Consider the following 21,835-nt stretch of genomic DNA (forward strand, 5'->3'; position numbering starts at 1 on the left):
TGACCGGTTGTTTCGTTGACCGGTTGCTCAGTAGGCGGAGTCGACGTTGTCGATCGAGCCGTACTTGTCGGCGGCGTAGTTCGCGGCCGCGGTGATGTTGGCGACCGGGTCGGTCAGGTTGTTGGGCGTGCCCGCGACGTGGTACGCGTCGAAGGTCGGCTGGATGACCTGCAGCAGGCCCTTGGACGGGGTGCCGTTCTGCGCGTTCACGTCCCAGCCGTTCTGGGCGTTCGGGTCACCGGCGGACTCGCGCATGATGTTGCGGTGCAGGCCCTCGTAGGAGCCGGGGATGCCCTTGGCCTTCATGATGCCGAGGGATTCCTTGATCCAGCCGTCGAGGTTGTCAGCGTAGGGCTTGTCGGCCTTGACGGCCTGGGCTGCCTTGGTGCTCGCGGCGGTCGGCTCGGCGGCCTGGGCGGTCGAGGGGACCAGCGTGAGGGCCGCGGCCGCGGCACCAGCGGTGGCGATGCCGGCGACGGAGATCTTGCGCAGTCGGGTGATGCGGCCGGTGCGGGTCTTCGTGTCGGTAGTGGCCATGCGGGGGTAACTCTCCAATGCGAAGTCTGTGAGGGGGGCTCGGTCGACCCGAGCGGATTCGCCCGGTGCGATCCCGGCTCCCCGGAACTTCAGCAAGGGTTAGCGGTGGCCGGAGCGGGACGCAATGATGTGACGTACTACCCCGGTACGCAGGACGCCCTGGTCAGAGGCCCCACAGGGGACTCGCGGCCGTCCGTGGGCGCCTCGGCGGTTCTACTACCGTCGTTAGCATGTGACGTGGCTCCTATGGGTGGGCTCACAGCCACAGCGACTTTTTACGGGTCCGCGGGGCTTGAGAACGGCTCCTGCTGGGTACGCGGCCCCGCTCAAGGCCGATCCAGCCTGATTTCGCTGCAAATGCGCAGGTCAGGTGGCCGTCGACCGCGCGGTGAAGCGCGAAGGGGGCATACCGAAGGCGCGGGTGAAGGCGGCGGTGAACGCTGCGGGAGATGCGTAGCCGATGCGGGCGCCGACCTCGCTGACCGACGCGGTGCGCAGCAGCGGGACGGCAGCGAGCAGGCGTGCGCGGCCCCGCCAGACGGCGGGACTGTCACCGGTCTCGGAGCGGAAGCGCCGGGTGAAGGCCCGTTCGCTCATGGCCGTGCTCGCGGCCCATGCGGCGTTGGTGGCGTCGGGGTCCGGGGCGGACAGGTACGCGCGGCAGAGGTGCGCGAGGTCGGCGGAGGCCGGGATCCCCACGTGGAACGGGAGCGGGGCGCGCTCGGCGATCTCGTAGAGGAGGAGCGCCGCGATGCTTCCCGCACGGCCGGAGAGGCTGTAGTCGGCGTCGAATTCGACAGCGGCCAGGAGCAGCTCGCGCAGCAGCGGCGGAACGTCCACGACCGTGCAGGTGGCCGGCCACCAGGGCACGGCATGCGGCTCGATGTAGAGGCTCCGGGTGCTCACCCCCAGCATGCGGACGTGGTGCCGCGTGGCGGGCGGGATCAGCACGGCGCGCTCGGGCGGAACGGTCCACGTCCCCTCGGCGGTGTCGACGACCATGACGCCGGTGGCGCCGTGGAGGAACTGGGCGCGCCGGTGTTCGTGCCAGTCCAGTACGTGGCCGGGCGGGTAGTCGGTGCCGATCGGCAGGACTGCCCGGTCGACGTGGTCGACATCGGCCAGCGGGACGTTCTTCACCCGCCCATGCTAATGGCTGACACGCGAAAGAAGAGGGCCGACCATCGCATGCGGGACGGCCGTTGCGGCTGGTGGGGTGGGCCCCATGGACTTCGTGATGTTGACCGGGGTGGGGCTCCTCACCGGAGTGACGACCGTTCTGTTCGGCTTCGGTGGAGGGTTCGTCGCGGTGCCGGTCGTGGTGGGGGCCGACGCCGCGCTCGGCGGCGACGCGATGCGGGTGGCGACGGCGACCTCGGCCCTGGTGATGGTGGTGAACGCGGCGTTCGCGACGGCTGTCACGCCGCGGCGGGTGCTTCTCGCGCTCCGCGGCAGCGGCAGGCTGCTGGTCCTGCTGGCGGCGGGGGCCTCGGTCGGCGCGCTCGCCACGCGCCTGGCTCCGGCCGATGTGGCGAGCTGGGCCTTCATCGCGTACGTCGGCCTCACCATCACCGACCTGCTCCTGCGCCCCGGCTTCCTCCGCCCTTACGCCCCGGTCGAAGCGGCATCGGATGACGCTCCACGTCCGCTGTCGGCCTTCCTCGGCGCACCGATCGGTGCGGTGGCTGCCTTTCTCGGTGTGGGAGGCAGCGTCATGACCGTCCCCGCGATGCGGCGGGCCGGGCACACGATGCGGGTGGCGACCGCCCTGGCCAACCCCCTCACCCTGGCCATCGCGCTCCCCGCCACCGCGGTGTCCCTGGGCGTGGCGGCGGTCCCCGCGGCCACGGACGCGCGGGTGCACCTGGTGGGTCTCATCGACGTCCGGGCCGCCGGCGCGCTCCTTCTGGGAGCTCTGCCGGTCATCGCGGTGCTGAGACGCCGCCCGCCGCGCATCCCCGACCGCGTGCACGCCTGGGCCTACGTCGGGCTGCTCGGCGTGGTGACGGTGGCGATGCTCTTCTTGGCCTGACGGGAGGCTCCCCGACACGGTTCGTGCCGGGAGCGGGAGCGAGCCCAGGGCGCGTCGGCTAGCGGGTGGTGCCGAGCCAGTCCTCGTAGTGGGTGGCGGCCAGGCGCGCGCCCGGGCCCGCGACAAGGACGTCGCCTTCGACGGCGGCGAACATGCCCGCCGTCTCGTCGGTGGTGACGCTGCGGGGGTCCTTGCGGGCCGACAGCGTGCGGCGGCCGAGCTCGTCGAGCGGGAAGACATCGGGGCCCGCGACGTCGAGCGTGCCGTTGAGCGGCGGGGCGGTGGCGACATCGGCGAGGGCCTGGACCACATCGGCCGTCGAGATGGGCTGGACGCGCGTGGCGGGCAGCCGGACGGTCTCTTCGTCGGCGGTCCAGGACAGGACCGCGTCCATGAACTCGAAGAACTGGGTGGCGCGCACGATCGAGTACGGGGTGGGCCCCTGCCGCAGCAGATCCTCCTGGAGCGTCTTCGCGCGGTAGTAGTCCAGCTGCGGCACCTGGTCGACGCCCACGATGGAGAGGATGACCTGATGGCGGACGCCGGCGCGCTCCCCCGCGGCGAGCAGCTGTCCCGTGGTGGTGCGGAAGAAGTCCGGGGAGGCTTCGTCGAACGTCGGCGAGTTCGACACGTTGACGACCGTGTCCGCGCCCTTCAGCGCCTGGTCGAGGCCCGCGCCGGTGAGCAGGTCGACTCCGGTCGACAGGGATGAGGCGACCACCTCGTGGCCTGCCTCACGGAGCCGGGAGACGAGTTGGGAACCGATCAGTCCGGTGCCGCCGATGACCGTGATGTTCATGATCGTGCCCTTCTGTGAACCGAGTCCCACTGCTGCCACAAACTCGGATATCTGATGTCCGAGATAATACTCGGATAGCCTGTGTCCGAGTCAACTGGGAGGACGCATGAAACTGTCCGGCGGCGTGGAGTGGGCACTGCACTGCTGTGTCGTGCTGACCGCGGCAACCGAGCCGGTCCCGGCCGCGCGACTGGCGCAGCTGCACGACGTCTCGCCCAGCTACCTGGCCAAACAGATGCAGGCCCTGTCCCGCGCCGACCTCGTGAAGTCCATTCAGGGCAAGACAGGCGGATACGTCCTGACCAGGCCGGCCGCCGACATCGCGGTCCTGGACGTCGTACTGGCCGTCGACGGGGCGAGCCCGGCCTTCACGTGCACCGAGATCCGCCAGCGGGGCCCCTTCGGCACACCACCCCAGGACTGCACCAAGCAGTGCCCCATCGCCCGCGCGATGAGTGCGGCCGATGCCGCCTGGCGCGCGTCGCTGCAGGCCGTCTCCATCGCGGATCTGGTCGGCTCGGTGGAGCAGGACAGCGGGCCCGAGGCTCTGCCGAGCATCGGTACGTGGCTCGACGCGGCGAACGGCTCCGACGGCTGACGGACACGCGCTCGCGCCCATCGGCGATGTCGTCGCCGATGGGCGCGAGCGTCCCCTCGTGTACGCCTAACTACGCGCGGCGGGGTCGCGGTTGGCCGCGGCCCTGAGGCCGGCGACCGTGAGCGCCACGACCAGCAGTGCGGCCAGCGCAGCCACCACCGCGGACAGGGCCGGAAGGGGAGCTGCCACCCCGTCGGGCCGCAGCACGTAGGCGAGCGTCTTGGAGTCGACCCGATCGTCCACGAGGTGGCTGACGGCCAGCGCACCGGCCACCAAGGTGCTCGCCACGGCCACGACCGGTGACCCGCTCAGGATCAGCGCCACACCCGCCAGAGCGCACAGGACGGAGACCCCGAGCGCGACGGAGAGGCCGAGGGCGGAGGCGTCCGACCAGTTCACCGGGAAGTGAGCCGCCGCACAGAGCAGAAGCAGTACGCCTGCCACGCGACGCAGCCAGACCAGAAGTGGTGCGCTCTGTGCGGGCGCGGCCTCGGCCGCCGGGACGGATGCGGGGCGTACGGTCTCGGCGGACGCCGCGCTCGGCGCTTCCGGGTCCTTGGCCCCGGAGTTGTCCCGGGTGCTGTCCCTAGTGCTGTCCGCAGTGTTGTCCGGAGCTTCGGTCTCGACGCTGTCGGCGCCCTGCTGTTCTCTCAGGCTGCCGATCAGCTGCATCAGGTCCTCGACAGACCTGGTCGTCCCCGCGGCGTGCACCGCCTCGGCGCCGCTGTGCGGATCGTGCGGAGGCCGGGACAGCAGGTGGACGAGACGGCTCACCTCCGGAATGGGCCGCTCCTCGGCGGCGTGCCGGATGGCCTCGTCCATGTGCTCGGCGGGGTGTTCCGGCGGGCCCAGCAGTTCCACCAGCCGGGTGACGTCGTCGACGGAGCGGGCCACGGCCGCCAGACGCAGTACCGAGGCTGCGGTGGTCACACCGTCAGGCGACTGCTCCAGGAGGGTGACGAGGTCGACGACGTCGTCCAGGGGCCGGGACACCACGGCGACGCGTATGAGCTCTTCCACCGCATCGTCGTCGGTGTCGGACGGCGCCTCTTCCGGGGCTCCGTCGTCGGTGTCGGGCGGTGCTTGTTCCGAGGGGCCACCGTCGGCGTCGTACGCGGTCGCTTCCGGGGGAACGCCGTCGGTGTCGTGGTCGGCTTCCTGCGGCCACGGGGCGGTCTTGTCGCGCGTCGGGGCGCCGAGCTGCGCGGTCCCCCAGTGAACCGACGTCGAAACCAGAGGTTCGCCGGTCCCGGAAGTTTCCCCCGCGGCAGAGAATGACTCAGCGGCCATTTCACTTCTCCATTTCAGCGGGACGTCCTCGTCCCACGTGTGTACGTGTCTCCCGTTTTAAGCACGCTTCTTTCCACCCGCCACTGGAGGAGCCGCCCGCCGGCACCAACACCGCCGACGCGCCGTTGACCATGGATTTCATTTACGCAAGGCCGATCAGTCGTCGGCTCCCGGCCCGGCGGTCCGAGGGCCGGGGGAGACGCGCGCCGACCCTCCCCCGGCGGACGCCCTGAACCACTGCCGCTGCGCCCGGAGTTGGCACCCACCAGCAGCACACGGCCCGGCCCGTCGCACCGGCAGCGGTGACTAGGATGATCCAATGAGAAATCGGGGGCGCACACTCAAGGTCACAGCAACACTGGTGCTATCGGCGCTCGCCCTGACCGGCTTCACGACAGGCCGGGGCCACGGCGGTGGCAGTCGCCACAGCAGCGGTGGCGGCGGAGGCGGCTGCAGCAGTTCGAGTCAGAACCACGACAGTTCGTCGTCGAACAGCTCCGGCAGCTCCGGCAGTTATGGGTCATCCGGGTCGACGACATCGGGTTCGGATGACGACGACGATGACGATGCGTACGGCAGCAGCGGCGACGGAAGCAGCGGCACCAGCGGCGGCTCCTACAACCGGAGGCCGACCCAGAATTCCACCTCCTCCAGTTCCCCGGGCGGCGAACGGATGGAGGACGCGAAGGCCAAGTTGGTGAGCTGCGCGACCAAGGCGGCTCCGTACGCGACGGTCAAGGTCACGAACGGCAACGAGAAGTCGGGCCGCTTCTGGGTGTCGGTCACCTTCCTGGACGCCGACGGCATCACCATCATCGAGGAGAGCGAAGAGATCAAGGTGCCCGGGAAGGGCAAGAAGACCGCCCGGATCGAGATCGGTGGCGAGGGCCTGGTCGACTCGGTCGACCGCTGCGAAGTCACCCCCTACGCCGTCCCGACCACCAGCTGAGCGGCCGGGCCCCTGTCGCGACGGCAGGCCCGTTCACCGTGACCGAGCCCCGTATAGGCACGCCCTATACGGGGCATCGGTTTTTGGTCGTGTACCTCCTCCTCTGTGACCGGCTTCACTGACCCGGTAGTTGGTGCGACGACCGGTCGGGACCCGGTGTCGCACGGGGCTTCACAGTCGGCTCTCGGTACGCGACGGCACTCCTGCCCCTGGGGGTGCCGCCTCTGCGTGCAGCGCGCCGGTGGACCCCGCCCGTGCCTGGATGGAGGTTGCAATGACGCATGCCCCGAAAGGCGGCCGCCGCGCTCCACGTGGCGCAGCCGTCGTTGTCGCAGGCGATGGCCAACCTCGAATCCGACCTGGGCGTCTCGCTCTTCCACCGCATGGGCCGCGGCGTGGTCCTCAGCGAGGCCGGTGCCGAGCTCCTCGAACCCAGCCGCCGCGTCCTGCGCGACCTGACCGCCGTGCGCGACAAGGCGGAGGCGCTTTCCGGGCTGCACGGCGGCACCGTCGAGATCGTCGCCATGCCCTCGCCCGGCATCGAGCCCCTGACCACGCTGACCCACCGCTTCACCGAACTGCACCCGTCCGTCACGATCAGCAGCCGCGCCGCATTCACTCCCGAAGACGTCGTCGGCCTCGTACGCAGCGGTGCGTGCGAGCTCGGCCTGCTCGGCGCGGCCAAGCCCGTGGCGCTCTCCGGTGTCGATGTCCTGCCCCTGGAGGAGCAGCCGTTCGTCGTGGTGGCCGGTCCCGACGGTGACGTGCCGGACGGGGCCACCCTGCGCCCCGAAGACCTCGGCGGGCGCAAGCTGATCGCCGCCCGGGGCGGCAGTCTGATGCGCTCCATCGTCGACGACATCACCGCGCAGACGGACGGCACCGACATCGTCGCGGTCGTCGACCACCGCACCTCCGTCCTGCCCCTGGTCCTGGCCGGGGTGGGCATCGCGGTCCTGCCCGCTTCCTGGACGCGGCTCGCCCGCCGCTGCGGTGCGTCGGTCGCCGCCATCGAGCCGACCGCGCACCTGCACGTCGCGATGATCAGCCTGCCCGCCCATCTCACCCCGGGCGCCCGCGCCTTCCTGGAGCTGACCCGCTCGTACGCCGGGCACAAGCAGGTTCCCGCGCCCTGCGCGCCATAGCCGCCATAGCCGCGACCGGCGAACTGATCGTCCGGGCCTATGGGTTGTATCGGAACCTCGTCTTGGACGGGGCACGGCCCCGCTGGGTTGACTCATGTGCGTCGACCGAAGACGTCGATCCACTCGTCGGTCCCCCGTCTCACTCCGCGCCGGGTGACCCACATGAACGGAGGCTCCCGTGACCGCACCCCGCACCTTCCGCATCGCCGCCATCCCCGCCGACGGTGTCGGCACCGAGGTCGTCGCCGCGGGCCGCGCCGTCCTCGACGCCCTCGCGGCCGCCTCGCAGGGCGCCTTCGCCTTCGAGTGGCAGGAGTTCCCCTGGGGCTGCGGCTGCCTCTGGGGCCTGCGCCTGAAGATCTGCCAGAGCTTCGACCAGTGGGCCAACGTCCGCCCCGTGCACTTCCTGCCCGGCATCACCAGCCCGCTGCGCAAGGCGGACGACACCGACCTGGACTGGGTCGTCGTCCGCGAGAACAGCGAGGGCGAGTACGCGGGCCTAGGTGGACGCAATCTCTCCGGCCGCGGACCCGGCGGTGAAGTCGCCCTCCAGTCGGCCCTGTTCACCGAGGTGGGCTGCGAGCGGATCATGCGCTACGCCTTCGACCTGGCCCGCACCCGTACGCACCGCAAGGTCTCGTCCGTCACCAAGAGCAACGCCCAGCAGTACGGCATGGTGCTGTGGGACGACGTGTTCAAGCGGGTCGCCGCCGACTACCCGGACGTGGAGACCGAGAGCGTCCTGGTCGACGCCATGGCCGCGAAGTTCGTCCTGCGCCCCGAGGAGCTCTCCGTCGTCGTCGCCTCCGACCTCAACGCCGACATCCTCTCCGACCTCGGCAGCGCCCTGGCCGGCAGCCTGGGCCTCGCGGCCAGCGCCAACCTCAATCCCGAGCGCCGCTTCCCGAGCATGTTCGAGCCCGTGCACGGTTCGGCTCCCGACATCGCCGGGCAGGGTCTGGCCAACCCGATCGGGGCGGTCGGCAGCGCCGCGCTGATGCTGGAGCACTTCGGCCTGGCCGACGAGGCGGCCCGCCTGCAGAGGGCGATCGAGGCCACCACCGCGGCCGGTGTCCTCACCCGTGACGTCGCGGGCACCGCTTCCACCGAGGACGTCACCAAGGCCCTGATCGACGCACTCGGCGCCTGACCTGCCCCCCCCCGGCACCCCGGCGCCCCTGCGCACCCTCGATGTCCGGCCCGTCCTCCGTCGCGCCGACGGACCGGATCAGGCCGCCTCGCGACGAGCGGCCACACCAGGTGCCGGGCCCGGCGGAGCAATAAGCGCCGCCACGGGCCCGGCACATCGCGCACACCTACGGCGGATGCTTCGGGCGGGCGCACACCTTGACGGCCGTTCGTCCGGCTCTCTAACGTCGCCAATGATCTTGAGTACGCCGTCCGTCGGCCGAGCACCCGCCACGGCTCACCGCCGTTTCCGGTGCCCCACACCGCCGAGCGCCCGCCCCGACGAGCAGGATTCCCATGGCCCCGAACACCGCGTCCACGCCTTCCGACGACGAGTCGGCCGCGGCCGCCCATCGCGACGCGTTCCACCCGGACCTTCCCGGCCATGACGCCGGTTCACCGCCCCTGAACGCCCGCCTTCACCACATCCGCGCCGACGCCCTCGACGGCGACACCGCGCAGACGGGCGGCATGCGGCGCTTCGCCGCGATCAGCGGCGGGAGCGTCGGTTCGGAGCGCATCTGGATGGGCCAGACCCACGTCGCGCCCGACACCGCGTCCTCCAACCACCACCACGGGGCGTCCGAGACAGCCATCCATGTCATCAAGGGGCACCCGGAGTTCGTCTTCCTGGACGACTCCAGCGGAACGCCCGAGGAGATCCGGATCCGCACGGCCCCGGGCGACTACATCTTCGTCCCCCCGTACGTCCCGCACCGCGAGGAGAACCCGAGCCCCGACGAGGAGGCCGTCGTGGTCATCGCCCGCAGCACGCAGGAGGCGATCGTGGTGAACCTGCCGGAGCTGTACGTCCTGGGCGGCGAGCCCGGCGTTCGATAGCCTCCCCGCATGCCTGAGAAGCCATGTGTCCCCGACGACTTCGTCGTTCCCCTGAGTCTTGCTGCCGACGGATTCCGCCTGGAACCGCTCGGGCCGCAGCACAACGACGCCGATCATGCCGCCTGGATATCGAGCATCGAGCACATCCGTGCCACCCCCGGTTTCCAAGAACGGAGCTGGCCGCCCCCGGCGGGAATGAGCCTGGCCCACAACCTCCGTGACCTGCAAAGCCATGCGAGCGACTTCGACAAACGAACCGGCTTCACCTACACGGTTCTCGACGACACCGGAAAGGTGATCGGCTGCGTCTACATCTACCCGTCGCACACGGACGAGCACGTGACGGATGTCCGCTCATGGGTGAGCGCGGACCACGGTGCACTGGACGGCCCACTGCACCGAGCAGTGGCGACCTGGCTGGCATCCGACTGGCCGTTCGAGGAGGTTCGCTACCGGTCAGAGGCGTAGCGGCTGCCGCCGTCCCCGACTTCGTACACGCGCCCCAACCGTTCCAGCGGGCCGCGCGGAACGTACCCGGGCGGCCTCACCGTGTAGGACCCGACGCGAAAGGGCGAGCGGAACACGCAGACGGCGGCCCAGACGCCCCAGGCCCCGGGCACGCCAGGCCTTCTCGTGAAGGAACCGTCCATCGTGACGAGGTAGACCGGTACTTGGGGAGCGCTCACTCGGTCACTCTCGTGAAGGTGCTTCATCGCAGCGTCCTGAGTCGTCGCCACGGCCCGAATGTTCCGCGGTGCGTCCTCGCCCCAAGGCCGGGCCCACTCACGGGCGGCTGCGCGAATGCGGTCGATCAGATCGTCTGGGATGACGCCCTCGTCCATGCCTGCACGGTAGACATCCCTCGCCTTGACGCAAGGCCACGCGGTGCTCGGGACCGCGTGGTAACTTCCGTATACAAGGTGTATGCGATCTCTGGGGGTAGTGGTGGCGTCCGGTCGGGAGAAGGCGTACGCGTATCTCAAGGACACGGTGCTGACGGACCCGGCGATGCAGGGTGAGTACCTCTCGGAGCAGGACATCGCCGATCGGATCGGTGTCTCGCGCACCCCGATCCGCGAGGCGCTGCTCCTCCTGGCCGCCGAGGATCTCGTCGAGTTGGTGCCCAAGCGCGGTGCGCGGGTCGCGCCCTTGTCGGGGCGTGAGATCACCGAGCTGATGCAGCTGCGCGGGATCGTCGAGCGGTACGCGGCCCAGCACGTCATCGGCGCGGGCCGGGCTCCGGCCCGGGAGTTGGGGGAACTCCTTCGGCGCCAGCGCGTGCTGAGCGGGCCCGACCAGGCCAAGGAGTTCATCGACGTGGACCACCTGTTCCACTCGACACTCGTGTCGGCCGTGGGCAACGCCCTGCTCGACCGCCATTACGAGGGGCTGCGCAGCCGTCAGGTGCGGGCCGGTGTCGTGGCCCTGTACAACCAGCAGGGCCGTCAGGAAGCGGTGCTGGACGAGCACCAGGCGATCGTGGACGCCCTCGCGGCCGGTGACGCGCAGGCCGCGTGCTCCGCGATCGACAGCCATCTGGAGTCGACGCTGAAGGTATTGCTCGCCGGGTAGGCGGGCGCAGCCTCCGAGTTCTTCGGCATGCCGTCGGGCCGGAGGGCTCTGGCGGGAGCCCTCCGGCCCGGCGGGGAGAGGGAGTTGCGGGGCCGGTCGGTCAGACCTGCTCCCCCAGGCGGCGGTTGGCCAGTACCGGGATCTTCTTGCGGACCGCCGCGACCTCGTCCGCGTCCACCTCCGTGACCACGAGCTCCGGCCCGGCCCCCAGGCGGTCGCGCACGGTCCCGTCCGGGCCGACGACCATGCTGTGCCCCACTCCGGTGGGCGCCGTTCCCTGGGCCGCGACTCCCCCGGCGGCCGGATCGGCCTGGCCGACGGCCGCGACCCACAGCGTGGCGTCCAGGGCACGGGCCCGCACCAGCAGCTCCCACTGATCGAGCTTGCCGGGTCCCGCACCCCAGGACGCCGCCAGCAGGGTCGCGGTGGCCCCCGCGTCGGCATGGGCCCGGAACAGCTCCGGGAAGCGCACGTCGTAGCACGTGGCCAGGCCCAGGCGGACACCGTCCACGTCGATCGTGACGACCCGCGATCCGGCAGCCACGGAGTCGGACTCCGCATAGCCGAACGCGTCGTAGAGATGGATCTTGTCGTACGACGCTTCGGCGCCGCGGCCCGTGGCCAGCAGGGTGTTGGCCACCCGGCCGCCGGGCGCGGGCGTGAACATGCCCGCCACGACGGTGACGCCCGCCGCCTCCGCGACAGCACGGACCCCGGTGGCCCAGGGGCCGTCCAGGGGTTCGGCGAGCGGCGCCAGGGGCGTGCCGAAGCAGGCCATCGACGCCTCGGGGAACACGACGACGTCCGCGCCCGCGTCCGCCGCGCGTGCGGTCCATTCCTCGATGAGGGCGAGGTTCTTGCTGGGCTCGGGGCCGGTGGTGAGCTGGCTCAGTGCGATGCGCACGGTGGACCGCCTTTCGGCGTCGGGGCGGGTGGGTGAGGTGGAAGCCAGGGGGCGGGCGGTGCGGCCGGTCACGGCACTCGGGTGGCGGGCACGGCAGCCTCCGTCGCGCCTGCGCCCGCGCCCGCGCCTGCGCCTGCGCCTGCGAGCAGCGCGTCCTCCTTCTCGGCGTGGGCCGAGTCCCTGCCCAGGCAGAGGCCGATGAGGGTCACGGCCGCCGCGGCGGCGAGGTAGAGCGCCAGCGGGACCCAGCTGTCGTACGAGCTGAGCAGGGCGGTGAACAGCAGCGGGGCGACCGCTCCGCCGATGAGACCCGCCAGGGTGTAGGCGAGTGAAGACCCGGTGTAGCGCAGGCGGGGCGAGAACTGCTCGGCGACGAAGGCCGCCTGGGGGCCGTACATGAAGGAGTGGATGGCCAGGGCCACCACGACGCCGCACACCAGCAGGATCCAGCTGCTGCCGTCGACCACGAGGAAGAACACGAAGGGCCACGCCCCGGCGGCGACGGCGGAACAGCCGTACAGCAGGCGGCGGTTGACCCGGTCGGACAGGGCGCTGGCCAGCGGGATGAGGAAGATCTGGAGGAAGGAGCCGAGCAGGACGGCCGTCAGTGCGGAGCCCCGGCTCATGCCCAGTTCGTCGGTGGCGTAGGTGAGGACGAACACGGTGAACATCGCGTAGAGCACATCGGGGGCCACCCGGCTGAGGATCGCGGCACACAGGGCGCGGGGCTGGGTGGTGAAGACCTCCCGGATGGGCGCCTCGGGCCGGGATTCCTCGGCTTCCATGGCCTTGAAGACGGGGGTCTCCTCCAGCTTCGCCCTGATCCACAGCCCGAAGGCGACCAGGACCCCCGAGAGCAGGAAGGCCACGCGCCAGCCCCAGGAGAGGAACTGCTCCTCGGTGAGCAGCACGCCCAGAGCCGCCAGTACTCCGTTGGCCAGGAGGTTTCCGGCGGGCGGTCCGACCTGTGCGGCCGAGGCGTAGAAGCCGCGGCGGCGCGGGTCGCCGAACTCGCTGGACAGCAGGACCGCGCCGCCCCACTCGCCGCCGACCCCGACACCCTGCGCGAACCGCAGCACGACCAGGGCGATGGGGGCGGCGGCGCCCGCGGTGGCGTGCGTGGGCAGGACCCCGATCAGGAACGTGGCCGCGCCGATCAGGACCAGGGTGGCGATGAGCACCTTCTTGCGGCCGATCACATCACCCAGGCGCCCGAAGACGAACCCGCCGAGCGGGCGCGAGACGTAGCCGACGGCGTAGGTGGAGAACGCCAGGAGGGTGCCGGTGAGGGGGTCCTCCGAGGGGAAGAAGAGATCACCGAAGACGAGCGCCGCGGCGGCGGAGTAGACCGCGAAGTCGTACCACTCCAGAGCGGTCCCGGTGAGGCTGGCGAAGAAGGCCCGGCGGATGCCGGAGCGGTCCGGCGAAACCGCCGGTGGGCCCTTTGGGGTGTGCTGCATGCTTCCCGATCCTTGCGTCGAGGGACATCGACCTGGACATCGACCTTCCGGCATACTTCTTGTATACAGGTCGTATGCGCAACCCCCTCGCCGGAAGTTGACCGTGTCGAGACCCGCCCGTCTTTTGGAGTGCCCCATGACTGTGCTGACCTTCGAACTCCCCGACGGCTCCACCCGCGCCGTCGACGTCGTGCAACTGCTCAACGCCGGATACGCCGGACGCGAGCAGGCCGACGTCGCCGCGCACGTCGCGGAGCTCGCCCAGCTCGGGGTGCCCGCGCCGTCGGTGACCCCGGCGCTCTACCCCGTCTCCCCCTACCTGGCCCAGCAGACCGACCGGGTCGCCGCCCCGCACGCCCGCACATCGGGTGAGGCCGAATGGGCGCTGGTCGTCGCGGACGGCGGGGAGCTACTCCTCACGGCCGCCTGCGACCACACCGACCGCGACCTCGAGGTGCACGGCGTGGCCTGGAGCAAGAACGCGGCACCGGACGTCCTGGCCCGGCAGGCCTGGCTCCTGGCCGACGTCGAGTCGCGCATCGACGAGCTGACCCTGCGCGCCTGGGTCACCCACGACGGCGGGGAGACCGAGATCCAGGACGGCACACTCGCCGAACTGCTCACCCCCGGCTACTGGGCCGGCGTGCTGCGCGAACGCGGCGCCCTGAAGTCCGGCACCGTCCTGATCTCGGGGACCATCCCCATGGCCGACGGCGTGGACCAGTTCGCCGACGGCTGGCGTGTGGAGCTGGGTGACCCCGCCACCGGCAACACGATCCGGCTCGCCTACGAGGTGGCACCCCTGCCCCAGCCCATCGGCTGAGTCTCACGGGCCGACGGCTGCCCCCTTACGCGCGCCGGGAGTGCTCCGGCCGGTCACGTGGCGACCGCCTCACCCGCCTCACCCGCCTCGCGGCGCGCGTCGGGCAGGCCCAGGCGGTGGGCCATGAAGGGGGTGCCCGTGATGAACTCCCGGAACTTCAGGGCGGCTTCGGACAGGTAGCTGTCGCGGCTCCACACCAGGGTCAGCACCCGTTCGCAGTCGGGTGCCTCCACCTCGACCCAGGCCACCGGAACGCGCGTCTCCGTTCCGACCTCGCGGGACATCGCCGGGATGAGACCGATGCCCAGCCCCGCGCTGATCATGTCCTGGCTCGCGCCCGGCTCGTCGCCCTCGCAGGACAGCAGCGGCGTGAGCCCCTCGGCGGCGAACAGCCGGTCCAGGAGGGCACGTTGCCAGTGGCCCGGACGCGTGGTGACGAAGGGTTCGTCGGCGATCTCGGGGATCGTCACGCTCTCCCGCCCGTCGAGCCAGTGGCCTGGCGGCACCGCGAGCAGCACCTCCTCGCGGGCGAGCTCGACCGAGTCGAGGTTCGTGCCGGTCAGCGGCTGCGACGCCACGCAGAAGTCGACCTCTCTGGTGCGCAGCCGGCGGTCCATCTCCTGCACGGTCGACTGGAAGAGCCGCACGTCGGCCCGGGGGTGGTCCGCCCGGAAACTACCCATGAGATGAGTGACCGTCAGGAGCGTCTCCGAGGCCACACTGACGCGGCCGAGGCCGGTGTCACGGGCCTCGCGCACCGCCCTGCGGCCGTCGTCGAGCTCGCTCAGGGCGCGCTCGACATGCCGCAGGAACATCGCGCCGTACGGATTGAGCCGGATGCGGCGGCCCTGCCGGTCGAAGAGCGGGGAGCCGAGCTCCGATTCCAGGCGAGCGATGGTGCGGCTCAGCGAGGGCTGGGCGACGCGCAGTTCCTGCGCGGCGCGGCTGATGTGCTCGTAACGGGCGACGGCCTGGAAGTAGCGCAACTGCAGAAGATCCATGATCCACCTTCACTTATGCCTTCCGTGCCATCTTCACATGGCAAAACAGGTCTTGGAATGCATAAGCGATCCTCCCTACGGTCTTCATCAAGGCCTCGCGAGGGCCCGCGAAGTTCCCGCGAAGCTCTTACGAACGGCCGTCCGACCGGCCGCCCATCCCCGTAGGAAGGTCCCCCCATGAGCGCTGCGGATCTGGCCCGACTCCAGTTCGCGGCCACGACCGGCATCCACTGGCTGTTCGTGATCCTCACCATGGGGCTCGTCCCCCTCGTGGCGATCATGCACACCCGGGCCGCGTACACCCGAGATCCCGTCAAGAGAGCCGTCCGGGAGCGCATGACCCGGTTCTGGGGCCAGCTCTACGTCATCAACTACGCGGTCGGCATCGTCACCGGCCTGGTCATGGAGTTCCAGTTCGGGCTCAGTTGGAGCGGCCTGAGCAAGTTCGCGGGCAACGTCTTCGGCGCCCCGCTGGCACTCGAGACCCTCATCGCCTTCTTCGCCGAGTCCACCTTCCTCGGCATGTGGATCTTCGGCTGGGGGCGCATGCGCAGGGGCGTACACGTCACGCTCATCTGGCTGGTCGCCCTGACCGCGTACGCCTCCGGATACTGGATCATGGTCGCCAACGGCTTCATGCAGCACCCCGTGGGTTACGAAGTACGCGACGGCGCCGCCTACTTGACCGACTTCGGGGCGCTGCTCACCAACTCCAGCGCGCTGGTCGCACTCCTCCACATCGCACTGGCCGCGCTGACGACGGGCGGCGTCTTCATCGCCGGGGTCAGCGCCTACCACTTCCTCCGGCGCACCACGGAGACCGAACTCTTCCGCGGCTCCATGCTCCTTGGGCTGTGGGTCGCCATGGTCACCTCCTTCTTCGTCGTCATCGTCGGCGAGATGCAGCGGCCCGTGATCGAGCGGACCCAGCCCATGAAGGACGCGGTCCTGGAGAACAGCGGCGTCGCCGAGGTGCAGGCACAGCTCGTCAAGGAGCACGGGCCCGGCGACTACGTGCCCTGGCAGGACACGCTGCGGATCTCCATGGACGCGATGACGATCATCGGCAACACCGTCTCCACCATCACGTTCATCGCCGTCATCCTGCTGTGGAGGAACCGGCTGATGCGCTGGCGCCCGGCGCTGTGGGTGCTGGTGGCGTCAGTGCCGTTCCCCTTCATCGCCTCCGTGGGCGGCTGGGTCGTGCGCGAGGTCGGTCGGCAACCCTGGCTCGTCTACGGAGAGTTGACGGTGGAGGACGCGCTCTCCCACGTCGGTACGGCCGCGCTGGCCGTGTCCTGCACCGTGTTCATCGCCGTCTTCCTCGCCCTGGCGGTGACGAACTGGACGCTGATCACGCGCTTCGCCCTCCGCGGCCCGGACGCCACGCAGCTCGGCTCCACCGAACCGCTCCCCGACGACGCGCCCGACGGGCCAGGGGGCGACGCCGAGGAGAAACAGCCGCTTCCGGCCTTCTGATGCGGGCCGACGACCGGCACACGCGAAACCAATTCCCCTCCGGCATACGCGACACCAACCCCGGCACCGGCACCGGCACGACCTCCCCTGCTGTACCTCCCCTGCCACAACGGAAAGTTGAGCGAGATGAGTCTGGAGACCGCCTGGCTGGCCCTCCTCGGCCTGCTCCTCGCCGGGTACTTTGTGCTCGGCGGCTACGACTACGGCGTACAGATGCTGCATCCCTTCCTCGGCGACCGAGGCGACCGGAGCGACCGGGGCGACGGACAAGGCCAGGAGGGCGACCGCGTCGGCCGGAGCGCCGCCCTCGACGCCATCGCACCCTTCTTCCTGGGAAACGAGGTCTGGCTGGTCGCCTTCGCAGGCGTCCTGTTCGGCGCCTTCCCGCACCTGGAGGGCACCCTCCTGTCCGGCCTGTACCCCCTGGTCGTGGCCATCCTCGTCGGTCTGGTCCTCGGCAACGCCGCGATCCAACTGCGCCGCCGCGCCCACAGCCCTCGCGGGCGCCGACGGTGGGACATCCTGATCGTGTTCGGAGGGGCACTGCCCGCTGTGTGCTGGGGAATCGTCGTGGGCCTGCTGCTCCACGGCGTGCCCCGCCGGGCAGACGGGAGCTTCCACGTCGGATTCGGCGACGTGTTCTCGCCGTTCACGCTGGCCTGCGGTGTCACGACCGCGCTGCTCTTCGCGGCGCACGGAGCGGCCTTCGTGGCACTGCGCTCAGATCCCGAACTCGGCCTCAAAGCACGGCACTTGGGCGCCTTGCTACTCCGTTGGGCAGCCGCCATGGGCTCCCTCGCGCTGCTCCTCACGCTCTTCGGAGCGGGCGCCTCGATGACGAACCGCTCCACATCGTCGGTCATCGCCGCCCTGTTCGCGGCGGCACTCGCCAGTGCCTGGTGGCACTTCTCCCGCGGACACAACGCCCGTGCATTCGCGGCCACTTGCTGCGCCACCGCGCTGCCCGTGCTGCTCGTGGGAGCCGGGCACTACCCCTACCTCCTGATCAGCTCGGCGGGCGCGGGGCTGACCGTCGGCCACGCCGTCACTGACGGCGCCACGTTGAAGATCCTCAGCGCGTTCGGGGTCCTGGTGATCCCGGTGATCCTCGCGTACCAGACATGGAGCTGGTGGGCCTTCCGAGGACGGACCGGCCTCCGTCACCCCAGCTACTTCTGAGCCCCGGAACGCGACGAGAGAGGGACCCCCGGATGAAGCCCGTCGAACGCCGTCTAATGCGCGAACTCCCGGTGGTGCGCCGCCACATGACGTACTCCTCGGCTCTTGCGCTCCTTGGCGCCGGGCTCATCGTCGCCCAGGCGGTCCTGCTGGCCACGGTCCTCGCGGACGGCTTCGGCGGGCACCCGTTCCGCATCATGCCGCTGGCCACACTGGCCGCCGTCATGGTGCTGCGCGCGCTGCTGACCTGGGCCCGCGGAGTGCTCGCGCAGCGCACCGCGGCCGAAGCCAAACGCACCCTGCGCGAGAGCGTCACCGACCGGCTGCGGCACACCAACCCTCTGCGGCTGACGGCCCGGCGTCACGGCGAGACGGCCACCCTGCTCACGCGTGGCCTCGACGCCCTGGACGCGTACGTCGTCGGCTACCTGCCCACGATGACGGCCACCGCGGTGGTCCCCTTCACGGTCGTCGCGTGGCTGGCGTGGACGGACTGGACATCGGCACTGATCATCGTCGTGACGCTGCCGCTGATCCCCGTGTTCGGCGCTCTGGTCGGCGCCCACACCGCCCGGCGCACCGCCCGGCAATGGCACCTGCTGTCCCGGCTCGGCGGTCACTTCCTCGACGTGGTGGCCGGGCTGCCGACGCTGCGCGCGTTCGGCCGCGAGCGGCACCAGGCCCGGGTGGTGCAGGAGATGGCCGACGCCCACCGGCGGGCCACCATGCGCACGCTGCGCGTGGCGTTCCTCTCCTCCTTCGTCCTGGAGACGGTCGCCACTCTCTCCGTGGCGCTGGTCGCCGTGCCGGTCGGACTACGTTTGCTCGACGGCGAGTTGGCCCTTCGTACGGCCTTGATCGTCCTATTCCTGGCCCCCGAGGCCTATCTGCCGCTGCGTGCGGCGGGCGCGGCCTTCCACGACAGCGCCGAGGGCATCGCGGTGGCCGAACGTGTCTTCGCCATCCTCGACGACCCGGACGACCGGGACGACCCGGACGACCGGGACTCACCCGCTGAGGGCGCCGCCGACCGCTCCACGGTGCCCGATGCCGGTGCGGCTCACCTGCGCCTGGAGGAGGTCACGGTTCACTACCCGGGCCGCTTTGGGCCCGCCCTGCGCGACGTCTCCCTCTCGCTGCGCCCCGGCGAACACGTGGCCCTCGTCGGCCCGAGCGGCGCGGGCAAGTCCACGCTCCTTGCGCTGCTCCTCGGCTTCACGACCCCCGCCTCGGGCCGGGTCACGGTCGACGGCACGGACCTCGCCGACCTCGACCCCGGCCCATGGCGCGCCCAAGTGGCGTGGGTGCCCCAGCGCCCGCACCTGTTCGCCGCCGGCATCGCGGACAACATCCGCCTCGCACGCCCCGACGCGAGCGACGCCGAGGTCCGCAGGGCTGCACGCGCCGCCTTCGCCGACCTCTTCATCGAGGAACTGCCCCAGGCGTACGACACGGTGCTCGGCGAGCACGGCGCCGGGCTCTCCGCGGGGCAACGCCAACGGATCGCCCTGGCTCGCGCCTTCCTCAAGGACGCCCCCGTACTGCTCCTGGACGAGCCGACCGCCCACCTCGACCCGCAGAGCGAGGCCACCGTCACGCGCGCCACGGTCCGCCTCATGCGCGGCAGGACCTCGATCGTGGTCGCCCACCGAACGAGCCTGCTGCCGCACGTGGACCGGATCGTCACGCTAGAGGCGGGCAGCATCGCCCCGGCCCAACCGACCCCACCTGCCCAACTGGCCGTCGTAGAACGGCTGATGGCCCCATGACCCTCCACGCCGACGCCGGCGTCGCCGCCTCCGCCCCGGTGCGGACACCACGTCCCACCCTGCGCCTCCTGCGCCATCTCCTGCCGTACTGGCGCCGACTGCTGCCCGGCGCGCTCGCCTCGGCAGGCAGCGAGCTGGCCGCCGCCGCGCTGATGGCCACCGCCGCCTGGCTGATCACCCGCGCCGCCGAACAGCCCCCGCTCGCCTCGGTGAGCCTGGCCATCGTCGCAGTCCGCGCTCTTGCGCTGGGGCGCGGAGCACTGCGCTACGCCGACCGGCTCCTGGGCCACGACGGCGTGCTGCGAGCCGTCGCGGGCTTCCGCACCCAGGTGTACGAGGCGCTCGTGCCCCTCGCTCCCGCGGGCACCCCCGCCTTCCGCAGCGGCGACCTGCTCACCCGTCTGGTCGACGACGTCGACGCCGCGCAGAACCTCCTGCTGCGGGTCCTGATCCCGGCCGCGGCCGCCTGCACGGTCGCCGTGTCGGCCACCACCTTGACCGCGGCGCTGCTGCCGCAGGCGGGCCTGCTGCTGGGGCTGCTGCTGGCCGTGGCGGGACTCCTCGTGCCCGCCCTGGTGCTGACGCTGTCCCGCCGTACAAGCCGCGCGGAAAGCACAGCACGTGCCGAACTCGCCGCACTCACACTGGACTTGACGCAGGGCGCGGCGGACCTCGCCGCCTGTGGCGCCCGGGGCCGCGCCCACGAGCGCACCAGCCGCGCCTCGGCCCAGATCGCCGCGCTGGAGCGCCGGGCGGCCTGGACCACCTCGCTCGCCTCGACCTCGGTCCTGCTCCTCCAGGCCGCGGCGACGGTCGGCGTCACCTGGCTCGCGCTGCGCGCCCACGCGGCGGGGGAGCTGCCCGCCGTGCACCTCACCGTCCTCGCGGTCCTCGCACTGGTCTCCTTCGAGGCCCTGACACCGCTGCCCGCTGCCGCCCGCCACCTCGCCCAAGTACGGGTCAGCGCACGGAGGTTGGCCGATCTGCTCGACACCCCGCCCCCCGTCACCGACCCGCCCGCACCACGCCCACTCCCCGCCCACGGACCACTCGGTGTGGACATCACCGACCTGCGCGTACGCCACCGCCCCGAAGGCCCCCCGGCCCTCGACGGCGTGAGCCTGCGCCTGCCGCCCGGCCGCCTGACCGTGCTCCTGGGCGCCAGCGGCTCCGGCAAGTCGACGCTGATCGCCGCGCTCATGCGATTCGTCCCTTACGAGGCCGGAAGCATCCGTATCGGCGGACGCGAACTGCGCGACTGTGCGGGCGCCGACGTCCGCCGCGCGATCACCGGCATGACCCAGGACGCCCATGTCTTCCACACGACCATCCGGGCCAACCTCCTCCTGGCGCGCCCCGATGCCACCGGCGGCGACCTGCACGAAGCAGCCCGCAGAGCCCAGCTCCTGGACTGGATCGAGTCCCTTCCCGACCGCTGGAACACCCTCGTCGGCGAGAACGGCTCCACCATGTCCGGCGGTCAGCGCCGGCGCCTGCTCCTGGCCCGAGCCCTGCTGGCCGACCCGCCGGTCCTGGTCCTGGACGAACCGACGGAGGGCCTGGACCCCGAGACCTCCACTGCCGTACTCGCCGACATCCTCCGAGCCACCGACGGCCGCACCACCCTCCTGATCACCCACGACGCCTCCGGCCTCACCAGCGCCGACCAGATCCTCACCCTCGACCACGGCCGCATCCGATCCCTCACCCCCGCGCCAAGGCACCGGCAGGATCAAGATGAGCGTCCTCGCGCCGTGTCGGCCCGGCCCCGTGCACGAGGCCCGCTATAGATGGAACTCCGTGTTCCTCCTGCCCCAAGAGGCCCCATGTCACTGCGCCAGGCCGCCACGGCCATCGCCGCCTCGCTGTTCCTGTTCACCGCACCTGCTGCCGCGGCTGCCAACGCGTTCGCCGCACCGGGTGAGACGGTGACCGTCAACCCCACCGGCCGCCTCGCCCCGGACGGCACCGTCACCCTCTCGGGCACCTATCGCTGCACCGGCGGGACGGGCGGCGTCTTCGTGTCCTCTTCCCTGGCACAGAAGGATCGCCGTGTCCGTCACGGCATCGGCGGCACCCGCGCGGTCTGTGACGGCATGGAGCACGCCTGGACCAACTCGGGGCGCCCCTCCCCCTCCACCCTCAAGCCCGGCACCGCCCACGTCGAAGCCACCGTGATGGAGCTGGCCGCTCAAGGCGGCCTCCCGCTGCCGAGCTTCCACGCCACGCAGCAGCAGGAAGTCACTCTCACCGAGAGCTGACAGTTCAAT

21 protein-coding genes are annotated in these 21,835 nt (G+C 71.1%); 14 read left to right on the top strand and 7 right to left on the bottom strand.

Features of this window, described 5'->3' with window-relative positions:
• Positions 1–27: 27 nt before the first annotated feature.
• Both M4V62_RS01220 and M4V62_RS01225 read right to left on the bottom strand, forming a co-directional pair.
• Positions 28–537 (bottom strand): transglycosylase SLT domain-containing protein, encoded by a 510-nt coding sequence (locus tag M4V62_RS01220; RefSeq protein WP_249585300.1) that lies wholly within the window; start codon positions 535–537, stop codon positions 28–30.
• A gap of 366 nt (positions 538–903) precedes the next feature.
• Entirely contained in the window at positions 904–1,677 is a 774-nt protein-coding gene (locus M4V62_RS01225) for an AraC family transcriptional regulator (protein WP_249585301.1), read from the bottom strand.
• 85 nt (positions 1,678–1,762) lie between these two features.
• Here M4V62_RS01225 and M4V62_RS01230 point away from each other — a divergent pair, with 85 nt between their 5' ends.
• A complete protein-coding gene (locus tag M4V62_RS01230) occupies positions 1,763–2,569 on the top strand; it encodes a sulfite exporter TauE/SafE family protein (RefSeq protein WP_249585302.1) in 807 nt (268 codons plus the stop codon).
• Positions 2,570–2,627: 58 nt separating this feature from the next.
• On the opposite strand, the gene M4V62_RS01235 is transcribed toward M4V62_RS01230, so the two are convergent.
• Positions 2,628–3,368, bottom strand: coding sequence for an SDR family oxidoreductase (locus M4V62_RS01235; RefSeq protein ID WP_249585303.1), 741 nt, complete (start codon positions 3,366–3,368; stop codon positions 2,628–2,630).
• 106 nt (positions 3,369–3,474) lie between these two features.
• Between M4V62_RS01235 and M4V62_RS01240 the strand changes: the two genes are divergently transcribed.
• Complete coding sequence (locus M4V62_RS01240; protein ID WP_249585304.1) at positions 3,475–3,966, top strand: RrF2 family transcriptional regulator; 492 nt, start codon at positions 3,475–3,477, stop codon at positions 3,964–3,966.
• A gap of 66 nt (positions 3,967–4,032) precedes the next feature.
• Here the strand turns inward: M4V62_RS01240 and M4V62_RS01245 are convergent, their stop codons facing one another.
• Positions 4,033–5,256: a hypothetical protein gene (locus tag M4V62_RS01245; protein ID WP_249585305.1), complete on the bottom strand. Its 1,224-nt coding sequence runs from the start codon at positions 5,254–5,256 to the stop codon at positions 4,033–4,035.
• 319 nt (positions 5,257–5,575) lie between these two features.
• Here M4V62_RS01245 and M4V62_RS01250 point away from each other — a divergent pair, with 319 nt between their 5' ends.
• The 6 genes from M4V62_RS01250 to M4V62_RS01275 all read left to right on the top strand — a co-directional run bounded on the left by M4V62_RS01250 (position 5,576) and on the right by M4V62_RS01275 (position 10,950).
• The gene (locus M4V62_RS01250) at positions 5,576–6,205 is read left to right on the top strand and encodes a hypothetical protein (protein WP_249585306.1); all 630 of its coding nucleotides are present in this window, start codon (positions 5,576–5,578) and stop codon (positions 6,203–6,205) included.
• 281 nt (positions 6,206–6,486) lie between these two features.
• The gene (locus tag M4V62_RS01255; protein WP_249585307.1) at positions 6,487–7,350 is read left to right on the top strand and encodes a LysR family transcriptional regulator; all 864 of its coding nucleotides are present in this window, start codon (positions 6,487–6,489) and stop codon (positions 7,348–7,350) included.
• Positions 7,351–7,528: 178 nt separating this feature from the next.
• Positions 7,529–8,500 carry an isocitrate/isopropylmalate dehydrogenase family protein gene (locus tag M4V62_RS01260; RefSeq protein WP_249585308.1) on the top strand — a complete coding sequence of 324 codons (972 nt, stop codon included), beginning with the start codon at positions 7,529–7,531 and terminating at the stop codon, positions 8,498–8,500.
• 335 nt (positions 8,501–8,835) lie between these two features.
• Positions 8,836–9,378, top strand: coding sequence for a cupin domain-containing protein (locus M4V62_RS01265; RefSeq protein ID WP_249585309.1), 543 nt, complete (start codon positions 8,836–8,838; stop codon positions 9,376–9,378).
• A gap of 9 nt (positions 9,379–9,387) precedes the next feature.
• A complete protein-coding gene (locus M4V62_RS01270; protein ID WP_249585310.1) occupies positions 9,388–9,846 on the top strand; it encodes a GNAT family N-acetyltransferase in 459 nt (152 codons plus the stop codon).
• 456 nt (positions 9,847–10,302) lie between these two features.
• Positions 10,303–10,950 carry a GntR family transcriptional regulator gene (locus M4V62_RS01275; RefSeq protein ID WP_249585311.1) on the top strand — a complete coding sequence of 216 codons (648 nt, stop codon included), beginning with the start codon at positions 10,303–10,305 and terminating at the stop codon, positions 10,948–10,950.
• A 100-nt stretch (positions 10,951–11,050) separates the two neighbouring features.
• Here the strand turns inward: M4V62_RS01275 and M4V62_RS01280 are convergent, their stop codons facing one another.
• Both M4V62_RS01280 and M4V62_RS01285 read right to left on the bottom strand, forming a co-directional pair.
• A complete protein-coding gene (locus tag M4V62_RS01280; RefSeq protein WP_249585312.1) occupies positions 11,051–11,854 on the bottom strand; it encodes a carbon-nitrogen hydrolase family protein in 804 nt (267 codons plus the stop codon).
• 68 nt (positions 11,855–11,922) lie between these two features.
• Positions 11,923–13,314 carry an MFS transporter gene (locus M4V62_RS01285; RefSeq protein WP_249585313.1) on the bottom strand — a complete coding sequence of 464 codons (1,392 nt, stop codon included), beginning with the start codon at positions 13,312–13,314 and terminating at the stop codon, positions 11,923–11,925.
• Between the two features lie 136 nt (positions 13,315–13,450).
• Between M4V62_RS01285 and M4V62_RS01290 the strand changes: the two genes are divergently transcribed.
• Entirely contained in the window at positions 13,451–14,137 is a 687-nt protein-coding gene (locus M4V62_RS01290; protein ID WP_249585314.1) for a DUF2848 domain-containing protein, read from the top strand.
• A gap of 53 nt (positions 14,138–14,190) precedes the next feature.
• Here the strand turns inward: M4V62_RS01290 and M4V62_RS01295 are convergent, their stop codons facing one another.
• Complete coding sequence (locus M4V62_RS01295) at positions 14,191–15,138, bottom strand: LysR family transcriptional regulator (RefSeq protein WP_249585315.1); 948 nt, start codon at positions 15,136–15,138, stop codon at positions 14,191–14,193.
• A 177-nt stretch (positions 15,139–15,315) separates the two neighbouring features.
• On the opposite strand from M4V62_RS01295, the gene M4V62_RS01300 reads away from it, so the two are divergent.
• The 5 genes from M4V62_RS01300 to M4V62_RS01320 all read left to right on the top strand — a co-directional run bounded on the left by M4V62_RS01300 (position 15,316) and on the right by M4V62_RS01320 (position 21,826).
• The gene (locus tag M4V62_RS01300; RefSeq protein WP_249585316.1) at positions 15,316–16,617 is read left to right on the top strand and encodes a cytochrome ubiquinol oxidase subunit I; all 1,302 of its coding nucleotides are present in this window, start codon (positions 15,316–15,318) and stop codon (positions 16,615–16,617) included.
• Between the two features lie 126 nt (positions 16,618–16,743).
• Positions 16,744–17,796: a cytochrome d ubiquinol oxidase subunit II gene (gene cydB / locus M4V62_RS01305; protein ID WP_249585317.1), complete on the top strand. Its 1,053-nt coding sequence runs from the start codon at positions 16,744–16,746 to the stop codon at positions 17,794–17,796.
• A gap of 32 nt (positions 17,797–17,828) precedes the next feature.
• Complete coding sequence (cydD, locus tag M4V62_RS01310; protein WP_249585318.1) at positions 17,829–19,565, top strand: thiol reductant ABC exporter subunit CydD; 1,737 nt, start codon at positions 17,829–17,831, stop codon at positions 19,563–19,565.
• On the top strand, positions 19,562–21,355 hold the full coding sequence (gene cydC, locus M4V62_RS01315; protein ID WP_249585319.1) for a thiol reductant ABC exporter subunit CydC: 1,794 nt from the start codon (positions 19,562–19,564) through the stop codon (positions 21,353–21,355). Before cydD ends, cydC begins: the two co-directional genes overlap by 4 nt.
• Positions 21,356–21,391: 36 nt before the next feature.
• A complete protein-coding gene (locus tag M4V62_RS01320; RefSeq protein WP_249585320.1) occupies positions 21,392–21,826 on the top strand; it encodes a DUF6299 family protein in 435 nt (144 codons plus the stop codon).
• The last annotated feature ends 9 nt before the right edge of the window (positions 21,827–21,835 follow it).

This window comes from Streptomyces durmitorensis (assembly GCF_023498005.1).
Lineage (GTDB): Bacteria > Actinomycetota > Actinomycetes > Streptomycetales > Streptomycetaceae > Streptomyces > Streptomyces durmitorensis.

Bases quoted from the DNA above. Each gene is read 5' to 3' on its own strand.
- M4V62_RS01220 (WP_249585300.1), bottom strand. From the start codon at position 537: ATGGCCACTACCGACACGAAGACCCGCACCGGCCGCATCACCCGACTG.
- M4V62_RS01230 (WP_249585302.1), top strand. From the start codon at position 1,763: ATGGACTTCGTGATGTTGACCGGGGTGGGGCTCCTCACCGGAGTGACG.
- M4V62_RS01235 (WP_249585303.1), bottom strand. From the start codon at position 3,368: ATGAACATCACGGTCATCGGCGGCACCGGACTGATCGGTTCCCAACTC.
- M4V62_RS01240 (WP_249585304.1), top strand. From the start codon at position 3,475: ATGAAACTGTCCGGCGGCGTGGAGTGGGCACTGCACTGCTGTGTCGTG.
- M4V62_RS01245 (WP_249585305.1), bottom strand. From the start codon at position 5,256: ATGGCCGCTGAGTCATTCTCTGCCGCGGGGGAAACTTCCGGGACCGGC.
- M4V62_RS01250 (WP_249585306.1), top strand. From the start codon at position 5,576: ATGAGAAATCGGGGGCGCACACTCAAGGTCACAGCAACACTGGTGCTA.
- M4V62_RS01255 (WP_249585307.1), top strand. From the start codon at position 6,487: ATGCCCCGAAAGGCGGCCGCCGCGCTCCACGTGGCGCAGCCGTCGTTG.
- M4V62_RS01265 (WP_249585309.1), top strand. From the start codon at position 8,836: ATGGCCCCGAACACCGCGTCCACGCCTTCCGACGACGAGTCGGCCGCG.
- M4V62_RS01270 (WP_249585310.1), top strand. From the start codon at position 9,388: ATGCCTGAGAAGCCATGTGTCCCCGACGACTTCGTCGTTCCCCTGAGT.
- M4V62_RS01275 (WP_249585311.1), top strand. From the start codon at position 10,303: ATGCGATCTCTGGGGGTAGTGGTGGCGTCCGGTCGGGAGAAGGCGTAC.
- M4V62_RS01285 (WP_249585313.1), bottom strand. From the start codon at position 13,314: ATGCAGCACACCCCAAAGGGCCCACCGGCGGTTTCGCCGGACCGCTCC.
- M4V62_RS01290 (WP_249585314.1), top strand. From the start codon at position 13,451: ATGACTGTGCTGACCTTCGAACTCCCCGACGGCTCCACCCGCGCCGTC.
- M4V62_RS01295 (WP_249585315.1), bottom strand. From the start codon at position 15,138: ATGGATCTTCTGCAGTTGCGCTACTTCCAGGCCGTCGCCCGTTACGAG.
- M4V62_RS01300 (WP_249585316.1), top strand. From the start codon at position 15,316: ATGAGCGCTGCGGATCTGGCCCGACTCCAGTTCGCGGCCACGACCGGC.
- cydB (WP_249585317.1), top strand. From the start codon at position 16,744: ATGAGTCTGGAGACCGCCTGGCTGGCCCTCCTCGGCCTGCTCCTCGCC.
- cydD (WP_249585318.1), top strand. From the start codon at position 17,829: ATGAAGCCCGTCGAACGCCGTCTAATGCGCGAACTCCCGGTGGTGCGC.
- cydC (WP_249585319.1), top strand. From the start codon at position 19,562: ATGACCCTCCACGCCGACGCCGGCGTCGCCGCCTCCGCCCCGGTGCGG.
- M4V62_RS01320 (WP_249585320.1), top strand. From the start codon at position 21,392: ATGTCACTGCGCCAGGCCGCCACGGCCATCGCCGCCTCGCTGTTCCTG.